The sequence below is a fragment of the Streptomyces sp. 8N616 genome (assembly GCF_052246385.1).
GTDB lineage: Bacteria > Actinomycetota > Actinomycetes > Streptomycetales > Streptomycetaceae > Streptomyces.
Window position 1 is genome coordinate 1 of the sequence record NZ_JBQQBY010000071.1, and the last position, 11,897, is coordinate 11,897.

An 11,897-nucleotide genomic window follows, 5' to 3' on the forward strand; every position below is an offset into this window, starting at 1 on the left:
TTTCCCCCCCCCCCCCCGACGGCGAGCAGCGGATCCGGGCCGGGGCCGGCGGCAGGCGTCCTCGCGTAGCGCCTGGCGATGACCGCACCATCAGCTGCATCTGGTGGAGGAGCATCAGCGCGAGCACGGCCAGGCCCGCCTGGGCCCCGAACAGCACCGTCGCCATCGGCAGCCCGGTCGCCAGGCTCTTCTTCGACCCGGCGAAGACGAGCACGATCCGGGCTTCGCGAGGGAGCCGAGCCGCCTCGCCCCGTACGAGGCGAGGCTGCGCACCAGGGCCGGCAGCGCGGCCTCCGCGGCGAGCAGGGCCGCCAGGCGCAGCGGCGCTATGTGGTGCCAGCGCGCGGCCGGCTCCGCTTCGGGGCTTCCAAGGACTTCGTCCTGACCCGGCTGCCGGAGATCCTGGAGGGCTTCCGCCGCGACCACCTCGAGGTGGACCTGGAGCTGACCGTCGAGCTGTCGGGGGAATCTGCACGAGCAGCCGGCCGCCGGGCGCCCGCCGCCGGGCATCACCCGGGCCCGCGCCCTCGAGGTGCTGGAGCGCGCGGGCAGGCCATGGGCTCGTCGGCCCGCAAGCGACAGTCCCGTCATGGCGATGGAGAAAACGGCCGGAAATCGCTGGATGCTGTAATGCGCCCGTGACCGCCGAGCGCGGATTCGGTGGAGATTCCAGGCCACCGTTCTTACTCCAGAGTCAGTCGCAGCGGACCAATTTGCCTGCATGGGCCGCACATCGACGTCTGACCAGCTCGTTTGGCGCGACGCCCTGGTCCGCCGAGGGCCTCCCCTCCCGGAGCGCTTTCGGGTACGGTCGCCGCGCTGTGCGATGCACATGAGGAGCAGGTCATTGCGCGAGATCACCGTCCCCGCAGAGGTGGACGCCGCCTACGTCGGCGGGCTTGCCGACGCCGTGTTCGACCATGCCGCCGAGGACCCCGACCGGGTGGCTCTCGGCCGGAAGGTCGACGACGAGTGGCAGGATGTCACCGCCGCGCAGTTCCGCGATGAGGTACTGGCCATCGCCAAGGGACTGCTCGCCCAGGGCGTCCGGTTCAACGACCGGGTCGCCATCATGTGCCGCACGCGCTACGAGTGGACCCTCTTCGACTTCGCGCTGTGGTCGATCGGAGCCCAGTCCGTACCGGTCTACCCGACTTCCTCCGCCGAGCAGGCGTTCTGGATGCTCTACGACGCCGGCGTCTCCTCCGTCATCGTGGAGCACGAGGACCACGCCATGACGATCGGCTCGGTCATCGACCGGCTGCCGCAGCTCAGCCGGCTCTGGCAGCTGGACAGCGACGCCGTGGGCGAACTCGTCGCCGCGGGCGCCCACATCGATGACGAGGTGGTGCACCGCCACCGGCTGGCCGTCACGCCGGACTCCCCCGCCACCATCATCTACACCTCCGGCACCACCGGCCGCCCCAAGGGCTGCGTGATCACCCACGCGAACTTCATGTTCGAAGTCGACACCCTCGTCGAAGGCTGGGAGCCGGTGTTCCACTCCAAGCCCGGTGACCAGGCGTCCACCCTGCTCTTCCTGCCACTCGCGCACGTCTTCGGCCGCATGGTGCAGATCACGGCGATCCGCGGCAAGGTGAAGCTCGGTCACCAGCCGAATCTCAGCGCGGCCGAGCTGGTGCCGGACATGGCCGCCTACAAGCCGACCTTCATCCTCGCCGTGCCCTACGTCTTCGAGAAGATCTTCAACGCGGCGCGGCGCAAGGCCGAGGCGGAGGGAAAGCTCGGTCCCTTCGACAAGGCCGTCGACGTCGCGGTGAAGTACGCGGAGGCGGTGGAGCACCGCAACCACGGTACCGGGAACGGCCCGGGTGCGGCCCTGCGCGTGCAGCACCAGCTGTTCGAGAAGCTCGTGTACAGCAAGCTGCGCGAGGCGATGGGCGGCAGGATCAGGACCGCGATGTCGGGCGGCTCGGCGATGGACCGGCGGCTCGGACTGTTCTTCTACGGCGCGGGCATCACCGTTTACGAGGGCTACGGGCTCACCGAGTCGACCGCTGCCGCCACCGCCAACCCGCCCCGGCGGACCCGCTACGGCACGGTGGGCAAGCCCATCCCCGGGACCACGGTGTACATCGCGGACGACGGCGAGGTGTGGCTGCACGGCGGCCAGGTCTTCGACGGCTACCTCAACAACCCCAAGGCGACCGAGGCCACCCTGCGGGACGGCTGGCTCGCGACCGGGGACCTCGGCGCGCTGGACGAGGACGGCTATCTCACCATCACCGGGCGCAAGAAGGAGATCCTGGTGACCTCGGGCGGCAAGAGCGTGTCGCCGATCCCGCTGGAGGAGCGGGTTCGGGCGCACCCGCTCGTCGGCCAGTGCATCGTCGTCGGCAACGACCGGCCGTACGTCGCCGCGCTGGTCACCCTCGACCCGGACTCCGTGGACCACTGGCTGACGATGCGCGGCAAGCCGAAGCTGACGCCCGCGGAACTGGTGCGGGACCCGGACCTGGAGACCGAGATACGACGGGCCGTCGTCGCCGCGAACACCTTGGTGTCGCAGGCCGAGTCGATCCGTACCTTCCGGATTCTTGCGGGGCAGTTCTCCGAGGAACACGGGATGCTCACGCCCTCCCTGAAGCTGAAGCGCAAAGTCATCGAGAAGGCGTACGCGGCCGAGGTCGATGCGCTCTACCACGGCTGACGTATGCCTGACCTACGCCTGACCTACGCCTGACCGGCGCTGTGCCACGCTGGAGAGCGGGCCCGCGCTGCCGCGCGGGCGGGCCGATGAGGTGGGAGCGCCGTGGTCGAAGGCACGTGGCGTGCGGTGGGCGGGGCGGTGCTGCGGGTGCTGGTCGTCTGGGGAGCAAGCACCCTGACGATGCTCGTGCTCGCCGGCGTCCTGCCCGACTTCCGGCTGCAGTCCGCCGACGGCGACAGCGCGACCCGTATCGGTGCGACCGCCGTCCTCGGGGCCGGGGCCTTCGGCCTGCTCAGCGCGCTGGTCTGGCCCGCGCTCGTACGGGCGCTGCTGCTGGTGCCCGCATTCGTCCTCGGGCTGCTGGTGTTCTTCCTCAACGGCTCGGTGCTGCTGATCGCGCTGCGGCTGGTACCTGACCAGCGGGGCGAGGTCGCGCCCGAGACGGCGGTGGTCGTCGCGGCGGTCATGTCGGCCGTCGCCTCGGCGACGAGCACGGCGCTCGCGGTGCGCGACGACGGTGCGTACCGGCGGCGGCTCTACCGGCTCGCCGACCGGCGCAGACGACGGCGCGACGACAGCCCGGGGCAGTCGAAGGCGCCCGGGACGGTGTTCCTGCAGCTGGACGGGGTCGGGTACGACGTCCTGGCCGACGCGGTGCGCGGGCGACCGCCGCTCATGGAGACCGTGGCCGGATGGTACGCGGGCGGCAGCCACCGGCTCACGCCCTGGCACACCGACTGGTCCAGCCAGACCGGCGCCAGCCAGCTGGCCATCCTCCACGGCTCGAACTTCGACGTGCCCGCCTTCCGCTGGTACGAGAAGGAGACCGGCGAGGTCATGGTGTGCAGCCGCCCCACGACCGTCGCCGAGCTCCAGCGCCGCGCCATCGCGCGTACCGGCAACGGCGGGCTGCTCACGGTCGACGGGGCGAGCCGCGGGAATCTCTTCAGCGGCGGGGCCGAGCAGCTGGCGCTCGTGCTGTCGATGTCGGCCAGGCGCGGCAGCCGGAACCGCTCCCGCGCGGGCTACTACGCGTACTTCTCCGACCCCGCGAACGCGACCCGTACGGCCGTCTCGTACGCCGCCGAAGTCTGCCGCGAGATCGGCCAGTCCACGCGCGCGTGGCTGCGGCGCGACGAGCCGCGCATCAGGCGGGGCGGCCTCTACCCCTTCATCCGCGCGTTCGCGACCGTCGTCGAGCGGGATGTCGTCGTCGCGGCGGTGATCGGGGACATGCTGGCGGGGCGTACGGCGGTCTACGCAGACCTGGTCGGCTACGACGAGGTGGCCCACCACTCGGGGCCGCGCAGCCGCGACGCCGAGAAGGTCCTGGCCCGCATCGACCGGAGCATCGCGCTGATCGCCAAGGTCGCGGAGCACGCGCCGCGGGAGTACCGGATCGTGCTGCTGTCCGACCACGGCCAGAGCCCCGGGCCGACCTTCGCGGACACCTACGGTCTGATGCTGCATGACCTGGTCCGCGCCGGGTGCGGGCTGCCCCTGGCGCGGCGAGCCGGGGTGCTGCGTGGTGGAGGCCGGGGATCCACGGCCTCCACCGGTGCGGAGGCGCGGGGTGCGGCACGGGCGGCACTGCACCGGCCGGAGAAGGCCAACGGCGAGCGCCCGGGACGGGGCAGAGCCCGGATGGAACGGGTCCGCGGGAGGCAGAGCCGGGGCGACGGGCACGGCAGGGCGCGGAGCCGGGGGCGTGCCCAGGCCGCGGCCGGCCCGGTCGTGCTCGCCTCGGGCAATCTCGGGCTCGTCACCTTCCCGGACCTGCCGGGCCGGGTGAGCCGCGAGGAGATCGACGCCCGCCACCCGGCACTGCTGCGCACGCTCGCGGAGCATCCGGGCGTGGGCTTCGTGCTCGTCCGGAGCGCGGAGCACGGGCCTGTGGTGCTCGGCTCGGGCGGCGCGGAGCTGCGGCTCGACACGGGCGAGCTGGTGGGGGACGGTTCGGGCGATGGCGCGGTGAACCCGCTGGCCCGCTTCGGACCGGGCGCGGAGGACGCCGTGCGGCGCACGGCGTCCTTCCCGCACGCGGGGGACGTCATGGTCAACTCCGCGTACGACCCGGCGACGGGCGAGGTGTACGCCTTCGAGGACCAGATCGGCTCGCACGGCGGGCTCGGCGGCAGCCAGACCCGGGCGTTCCTGCTCTGGCCGGTCGGGCTCACACCGCCGGTGGGCGACGGCGGGCGACTGGCGGGCGCGGAACGGCTCCACCAGGTGCTCCGCGCCTGGCTGCGCGACGCGTACGGCCCGGAGGTGCCCATTTCGGCCCCCCGAGCCGCGCCCACCGCACCCGGGGCCGCCGACGCGCCGACGCGGTCACCCGGGCCCGGGACCGGCCCCGACGCGACACCCGCTCCCGCGGCGCGGTGAATCCACCCCACCCGCCCCTGACGGGCTCCTTCTGCCGGAGAGCAGGCAGGCGGGGGTCGGGTGGCAAGCGGGAAGGGCCCCTCGCGCATTACCTCCGGCGTAATCGACGGTCGCGCGCGTCGGCGGGCAAGGTGGCGTCACCGGGTTCCGGGGCGGCGCACTCCGCCCCGGAACCCGGCCCCTGACCAGTGCATTCGCATGCGCACGAGACCGGAGGCCGAGCCGCCATGACCGACCCCGACACCGCCGCCAACGCTGCCGTCGCCCGCTACTTCGAGGCCTGGAACGCCACCGGCCCCGACGCCCGCGCCAAGGCCGTCGCCGCCGCCTGGACCGAGGACGGCACGTACACCGATCCGCTCGCCGACACCGCAGGGCACGACGGCCTCGCCGCGGTCATCGCGGGCGCGCAGGAGCAGTTCCCCGGCTTCACGTTCCGCCGGACCGGGACCGTCGACGCACACCACCGCATCGCCCGCTTCAGCTGGGAGCTGGTCTCGGCCGCCGACGGCTCGGCGCCCGTGGCGGGCTCGGACGTCGCCGTCCTCGCCGAGGACGGCCGGATCCGCACCGTCTACGGCTTCCTCGACCGCGTTCCTACGGCATGAGCGCCTGAAGGTGGGTGGCCGTCTCCGGGTCGGCCGGGAGGAACGTCTCGATGGCCAGCTCGGAGACGGTCACGTCCATCGGCGTGTTGAACGTGGCGATCGTCGACAGCAAGGACAGCACCCGCCCGCCGTGCTCGATCCGCAGCGGCAGCGCGAGAGGCTTCGGATTCCGGCCGCCCGTACGCGCCGCCCCGTCCCCGGCACCCCCGCCGTCATCCGGCGGAGCAGGAAGCGGATACGCGCTCACCTCCTCGTACAGTTCGCGCAAGGGCTCCGACCTGAGCAGCGCGATCTGCCGCTCCATCTGCTCCAGCAGGTGTCCGCGCCACTCGCGCAGGTTGCGGATGCGCCGCGCCAGGCCTTCGGGGTGCAGGGTGATCCGCATGGCGTTCAGCGGCGGTTCGAGCAGGTCACGGGGCACGCCCTCCAGCAGCATGGCGATGCCCCGGTTGGCGGCGAGCACGGTGTACAGGCCGTCCACCACCAGCGCGGGATACGGCTCGTAGCCCGCCAGCAGCCGCTCCATGCCCTTGCGCAGCGCGTCCATCGCCGGGTCGTCGAGCGGCGTCTCCGGGTAGTGCGGCGCGTAGCCGGCCGCGAGCAGCAGGGCGTTCCGCTCCCGTACGGGCACGTCGAGGTGTTCCGCGAGCCGCAGAATCATTTCCTGGCTGGGCCGGGCGCGCCCGGTCTCGATGAAGCTGATGTGGCGGGCCGAGGAGTCGGCGCGCAGCGCCAGCTCGAGCTGGCTGATCCGGAGCCGCTCGCGCCAGCTGCGCAGCAGCGGCCCCACTCCGGAGTCCGGCGCAAGTGTCGTCATACGGCCGACCGTAACCGGAGCCGGCTGTCCGGCCACCGGGAGGTGCGGTCCCGCACCAGGGGAGCACATCGGCGGGAAACCGGCCCCGTCCGATGGCAGGCTGGGAGACGGGGCACTCGGATACGGCACCCCCCATACGGCATCCGGATACGGCATCCCCTGTACGGAAGGCAGCAGCCATGGCACCCGAACCGCTGTCCCACAAGGAGATCGAGGACGCGCTCACCGAGCTCCCCGGCTGGGCCCTGACCAAGAACCGGATCGAGCGGACGTACACCTTCGAGGGGCACCTCGCGGCGGCGGCCATGGTCGGGCAGATCGCCCGCGTCCAGGATGCCCTGGACCACCACGCGGATCTGACGCTCTCGTACAACAAGCTCACGGCCTCCTCGAGCACCCACAGCGTGGGCGGCAAGGTGACGGAGCTCGACCTCGAACTGGCCCACCGGATCGAGCAGATCGCCTCCGAGCACGGGGTGGGCGGCACGGCGGGCTAACAGGGTCGGCGGGGGTGAACAGCGGGCGCTGTAGGCCCGTTCGCGGCACGATCTCCCGACCGCCACCAATCCCTCGCCGCCGCGGCCCCGAATAACCACCAAGGGGGCATGGCCCCGCGGCAGGTGCGAGGGGAGCGGCATGACGGTGGAACGGCATCCGACGGCCCTGATGGATGCGGTGGCGGCCGCCGCCGTGGATCCGGAGCGATGGCCAGACGTGGCGAGCGTGCCGCGCTGCGCGCGGGCGCACGCCGCCGCGGCCGAGCGAGCCGTTCGCCGCGCTCCGGCCCGGCTGCCGATACGGGTCCAGCTGCACCACAGGGAGTCGCTCGGCGCCCGCGGCCCGCTGATGCGGGTGCACGACCCCGGTGCTCTCTTCCGCCGGATCGGCGCCGCCGGCCAGATCGGCCTGGGCGAGTCGTACATGGCCCGGGAGTGGGATGCGGACGACCTCGTGGGCCTGCTGACCGTGCTCGCCGACGACGCGGCAGGACTCGTCCCCGCGCCGCTGCGCGGGCTGCAACGGCTGCGCGGACGCCGGGCCCTGAGCCCGCCCGAGTCCCGTCCCCACAGCACTCCCCGGAGCACCCTCCACGCCACTCCGTACCGCCAGGACCTGCCGAAGGAGCTCTTCGCGAGCTTCCTCGATCAGACCATGACGTACTCGTCGGCCGTCTTCGGCGGCTTCCCCGCGGACCGCGCGGAGTTGCCCGCCGCGCAGCACCGCAAGATCGACCGGCTGCTGGACCTGGCCGCCGTCGGCCCGGGCACGCAGCTGCTCGAACTCGGCACCGGCTGGGGCGAGCTGGCGATCCGGGCCGCCGGGCGCGGCGCCCGGGTCCTGTCCGTCACTTCGTCCAGGGAGGAGTACGAGCTGGCCCGGTGGCGTATCGAGCAGGCGGGACTCACGGCGCGGGCCACCGTGCTGCTGCGCGACTTCCGGCGCGTCATCGGCAGCTTCGACGCCATCGTGAGCGTGGAGATGGCCGAGACGCTCGGCGCGGAGTCCTGGCCGGTGTACTTCACCGCCCTGGACCGGATGCTCGCGGCAGGCGGCAGGGTCGCCCTGCAGACGGTCACCATGCCGCACGACCGGATGCTCGCCTCACTCTCCGCCCCCACGTGGGTCGGCAAGTACATCCGTCCCGGCGGCCGGATCCCCTCCGCCGAGGCGATCGAGCAGATCATCGCGGCGCACACCGACCTGCGGATCGCCGGGCGCGAGACTTTCGGGGCACATTACGCGGAGACCCTGCGGCTGTGGCGGGAGCGGTTCACCGAGCGGGCGGCCGAGGAACTCGCCCCCCTCGGGTTCGACGAGACCTTCCGGCGGATGTGGACGTTCCATCTGGCCGCCGCAGAGGCGGGCTTCCGGTCGCGCCAACTCGACGTGCAGCACCTGCTGCTGACGCCGGATGAGGTGGCCTGACGTCCGAGGGGTGAGGTTCGGCCCCCACGGGCGTTCAGTGCGGGCGTTCAGCGCGGGCGTTCAGCGCGGGCGTTCAGCGCGGGCGTTCAGCGCGGAGCGTTTGAGCCTGCGTGGCGTTCAGGCCGAGTGACGTTGAGCCCGCTGGGCGCTTGAGCCCAGGTGACGTTGAGCCCGCGTGGCCTTCAGCCCGCGTGGCGTCCAGCCCGGATGACGATCGGCCAGGGGGCGTTCAGCCGGTGGGCCAGGCCTCCTGGCAGCGGGTCAGGCCGTCGTACGGGTCCGCGATCGGCTCCGGGTAGTCGAGCCGGTCGCGCAGCGTCTCCGCCAGCAGCCACGGCCGGTGGACGGCCGCGCCCTCCACCCCCGCCAGCTCGGGCACCCAGCGGCGCACGTACTCGCCCCGCGGATCGTAGCGCTCCGCCTGCGCGAGCAGGCCGAGGGAGGGACGGGCTCCCGGATCGGGGCCAGTGCCCGCCACCGCCTGCCAGTTGAGCTGGTTGACGGCCACGTCCCCGTCCACCAGGACACCGAGGAAGTGCCGCGCGCCCACCCGCCAGTCCGTGTGCAGCACCCGGGTCAGGAAGTCCGCCGCGAGCAGCCGCGCGCGGCCCGGCATCCACCCCTCGTACCGCAGCTGTCGCATCGCCGCGTCGACCACCGGCCAGCCGGTACGGCCCGCCCACCACGCCGCGATCTCCTCCGGGTCGCCGTTCCCGCCGTTCCCGTCCCGGTCGTTCCGCGGGCGGTAGTCCTGCCACGCCGCCTCCGGCCGGGCGGCGAGGACCTGGTGGTGGAAGTCCCGCCGGGCGAGCTGCCGCAGATGCGCGCCCGCGCCCGCGCCGTCTCCGGACTGCCGTGCCCGGTGGGCGAGTTCGACCGGCGACAGGGCGCCGAAGTGCAGGTACGGCGAGAGCCGCGACGTCGCGTCCGCGCTCAGGTCGTCGAGCCGGTCCGCGTAGTCCGCCACCGGCCCCGCCAGCCAGGCCTTCCAGCGCCTGCGGCCCACGGTCTCCCCGCCCTCGGCGAGCCCCGGCGAGACGCCCTTCACATCCGCGCGCGCGGGCAGGTCGTCCGACCGGATCTGCTCCGGCACCCGCACCACCCGCGGCGCGCCCAGCGGATCCCGCAGCGCCTCGCTCTCCCAGCGCCTGAGGTACGGCGTGAACTCGCCGTAGTGGTCGGCGCCTTCCGGGGTCACGGCCCCGGGCCCGAGCGCCGTGATCACCGCGTCATGGATCTGCAGCGCGCACCCGTCGTCCTCCAGAGCGACCCGAAGCCGCTCCTGGCGGCGCTGTGCGTATGCGCTCACGCCGCGCGCGATGTGCACCCGGCGCGCCCCGGACTCGTACACCACCCGGGACACCTGCTCCACCACGTCGCCCGTACGCACGATCAACCGGCCCCCGCGCCGCCGCAGCCCCGCGTCCAGGTCGGCCAGGCAGTCGGCGAGGAACGCCCGGCGGTTGGGAACGTCGAAGCCGGCCTCGCGCACGCGCGCGTCGGCGACGAACAGGGGCACCACCTCGTTCGAGCCGCGGAGCGCCGCCCGCAGCACCGGGTTGTCGTGAACCCGGAGGTCGGCGGTGAACAGGGCGATCGACACGCGCATGTGCTGCTCCTACGCGCCCCGCGCGCGCGGGAGTTCCATGAGGGCCAGCGGATCGCTGGTCGGCTGCTTCGATCCGCCCGCGGGTTCGACGGTGATGCCCATGCCGGTGGCGTCGCCGAGGGGGCCGTCCATCAGCATCGCGGTGGTCGTCGCGGAGGAGTCCATGAGGCCCGCGGGGCGCATCTTCCCTCCGTCGGCGAACCACAGCTGGTAGACCTTGCCCGCCGGGGGCTCCGGCATGCGGCCCGCGAGGAAGGCGGCCTTGTCCTCTCTGCGGGAGACCACGACCGTGACGGTGGCTCCGCCCTTCAGCTCCCCGGTGCCTGCCGTGGCATCCGGCGCGGCGAGCACCCGGGCCAGGTCCTGGCTGCTCCGCTCCGCATCCCGGGCTTCCTGCTGGGCTTCCTGCGCGGCCCGGTACTGGAGCACCGCGGCCCCGCCGAGCGCGGCGGCCGCGGCCAGGCAGGCCGCGAGTGCGAAGCGCGGTACGGTCCTGGTCCGCCGCCGTGATCCGCCGCCCGCCCGGGGCATCCCCGGAATCCATGGCGGCTCCTGACGGACGGCGGCGGCGCGCGCCAGCACCTGGCTTTTCATGGCGGGCGGCGGCACCAGTGAGACGGCCAGGCCCAGCCGCGCGGCGGTGGCTGAGAGCTCCTGTACCTCCAACTCGCAGGCGGGGCACGCAATCAGGTGTCGCTCGAACTCCTCGCGCTCGGCGTCCGGCAGCGCGTCCATGGCGTAGGCGCCGGTGAGCATGTGCAATTCCGGGGCGTTCACGCGCTCACCCCCAGACAGTCGCGGAGCCGGATGAGCCCGTCGCGCAGCCGGGTCTTCACGGTGCCCAGGGGCAGGGACAGCAGCTCGGCGACCTCCCGGTAGGTCAGCCCCCGGTAGTACGCGAGGGTCACCGACTGGCGCTGCAGCTCGGTGAGCGTGCGGATGCAGCGGCGTACCTGCTCGCGCTCCAGCCGGGCCTCCACCTGCTCCGTCACGTCGTCGAAGGCCGGTGTCCGCGCCAGCAGCGCCGCCCTGTGCTCCCGGTCGGCCGCAGCCTGTGCGGCCCGCACCCGGTCCACGGCGCGACGGTGGGCGAGTGTCATCACCCAGGCCATCGCACTGCCCCGGTCCGGCCGGAAGCGCGCCGCGGTGCGCCAGACCTCCACCAGCACCTCCTGCGTCACCTCCTCGGACTGTGCCGGGTCCCGCAGGACGGTGCGCACCAGCCCGAGCACTGGTCCTGACACCGCGTCATAGAGGCGGCTGAACGCCTCCTGATCGCCGCGGGCCACCAAGCCGAGCAGCTCCTGCAGATCCGGCCCGGCAGGACCGGGCCTGGGATGGCTGCGGAGATCAGCGGGCGCCATGTTTCCTCCCCTTATGGAGCGGCCGTCCGCCGCCCGTCCTTCATGCGGGCGGGCCCGCGTGCACGCAGGCTCCGTACATGATTCGGAGCCGGAGCGTACGCGGATTGGCCGCGGTGGCGAACATCTTCCCCTGATTCGTTCATCCGAGTGCAGTCGGATTCCGCCCGCGCCCGACCGGGGACAGGGGTATCGCACCGCCCTCCGCGGTGCCCGGCCCGGACGGGGGTGCCCGGCGGGGCGGTGGACGGCCCAGGCGGAGGAGTGCCGCGATGCCCACAGGAAAGGTGAAGTTCTACGACGCCGACCGAGGTTTCGGCTACCTCGTTCCGGACGGCGGTGGCCCGGACGTGTCCGTGGACGAGACGGCGCTGAACGTCGTCGAGACCCTGGAGAAGGACCAGCACGTGTCGTACGAACTGACCAAGGGGTCGGGAGGCGAGTGGCGCGCGTTGAACGTCGTCCCGCTGTAGGAGCGGAGGAGCCGTGCAGAAGGGGTGGCGCCGCCGGGCTGAGTCCG

The 11,897-nt window shown here is 73.0% G+C and carries 11 protein-coding genes and 1 pseudogene; 7 read left to right on the forward strand and 5 right to left on the reverse strand.

The features are described from left to right. The coding region (locus tag ACTWQC_RS35355) for a bile acid:sodium symporter (RefSeq protein ID WP_443319967.1) at window positions 1–214 on the reverse strand (214 nt) is incomplete at its 3' end. Window positions 215–342: 128 nt separating this feature from the next. On the opposite strand from ACTWQC_RS35355, the pseudogene ACTWQC_RS35360 reads away from it, so the two are divergent. The 4 genes and pseudogenes from ACTWQC_RS35360 to ACTWQC_RS35375 form a co-directional block, all read left to right on the forward strand. Beyond that, window positions 343–559 (forward strand): annotated as a pseudogene (locus ACTWQC_RS35360) (LysR substrate-binding domain-containing protein); the annotation flags it as partial. Window positions 560–832: 273 nt separating this feature from the next. Continuing rightward, window positions 833–2,671 carry an AMP-dependent synthetase/ligase gene (locus ACTWQC_RS35365; protein ID WP_443319968.1) on the forward strand — a complete coding sequence of 613 codons (1,839 nt, stop codon included), beginning with the start codon at window positions 833–835 and terminating at the stop codon, window positions 2,669–2,671. Window positions 2,672–2,773: 102 nt separating this feature from the next. Then, window positions 2,774–5,056: an alkaline phosphatase family protein gene (locus ACTWQC_RS35370; protein WP_443319969.1), complete on the forward strand. Its 2,283-nt coding sequence runs from the start codon at window positions 2,774–2,776 to the stop codon at window positions 5,054–5,056. Window positions 5,057–5,283: 227 nt separating this feature from the next. Next, a complete protein-coding gene (locus ACTWQC_RS35375) occupies window positions 5,284–5,664 on the forward strand; it encodes a nuclear transport factor 2 family protein (protein ID WP_443319970.1) in 381 nt (126 codons plus the stop codon). Here the strand turns inward: ACTWQC_RS35375 and ACTWQC_RS35380 are convergent. Next, on the reverse strand, window positions 5,654–6,481 hold the full coding sequence (locus tag ACTWQC_RS35380; RefSeq protein WP_443319971.1) for a helix-turn-helix domain-containing protein: 828 nt from the start codon (window positions 6,479–6,481) through the stop codon (window positions 5,654–5,656). The two genes, ACTWQC_RS35375 and ACTWQC_RS35380, sit on opposite strands and share 11 nt — an antisense overlap. A gap of 179 nt (window positions 6,482–6,660) precedes the next feature. On the opposite strand from ACTWQC_RS35380, the gene ACTWQC_RS35385 reads away from it, so the two are divergent. Next, the gene (locus ACTWQC_RS35385) at window positions 6,661–6,978 is read left to right on the forward strand and encodes a 4a-hydroxytetrahydrobiopterin dehydratase (RefSeq protein ID WP_443319972.1); all 318 of its coding nucleotides are present in this window, start codon (window positions 6,661–6,663) and stop codon (window positions 6,976–6,978) included. A gap of 139 nt (window positions 6,979–7,117) precedes the next feature. Beyond that, window positions 7,118–8,407, forward strand: coding sequence for a class I SAM-dependent methyltransferase (locus ACTWQC_RS35390; protein ID WP_443319973.1), 1,290 nt, complete (start codon window positions 7,118–7,120; stop codon window positions 8,405–8,407). 229 nt (window positions 8,408–8,636) lie between these two features. Here ACTWQC_RS35390 and ACTWQC_RS35395 read toward each other — a convergent pair whose 3' ends face one another. The 3 genes from ACTWQC_RS35395 to ACTWQC_RS35405 are packed head-to-tail and all read right to left on the reverse strand — an operon-like array spanning window position 8,637 to window position 11,380. Further along, the gene (locus ACTWQC_RS35395) at window positions 8,637–10,016 is read right to left on the reverse strand and encodes a cryptochrome/photolyase family protein (RefSeq protein ID WP_443319974.1); all 1,380 of its coding nucleotides are present in this window, start codon (window positions 10,014–10,016) and stop codon (window positions 8,637–8,639) included. 9 nt (window positions 10,017–10,025) lie between these two features. Then, the gene (locus ACTWQC_RS35400; protein WP_443319975.1) at window positions 10,026–10,793 is read right to left on the reverse strand and encodes an anti-sigma factor; all 768 of its coding nucleotides are present in this window, start codon (window positions 10,791–10,793) and stop codon (window positions 10,026–10,028) included. Further along, window positions 10,790–11,380, reverse strand: a complete 591-nt coding sequence (locus ACTWQC_RS35405; protein WP_443319976.1) for a sigma-70 family RNA polymerase sigma factor — start codon at window positions 11,378–11,380, stop codon at window positions 10,790–10,792. The genes ACTWQC_RS35400 and ACTWQC_RS35405 overlap by 4 nt, the downstream gene beginning before the upstream one ends. A gap of 269 nt (window positions 11,381–11,649) precedes the next feature. On the opposite strand from ACTWQC_RS35405, the gene ACTWQC_RS35410 reads away from it, so the two are divergent. Then, a complete protein-coding gene (locus ACTWQC_RS35410; RefSeq protein ID WP_443319977.1) occupies window positions 11,650–11,850 on the forward strand; it encodes a cold-shock protein in 201 nt (66 codons plus the stop codon). The last annotated feature ends 47 nt before the right edge of the window (window positions 11,851–11,897 follow it).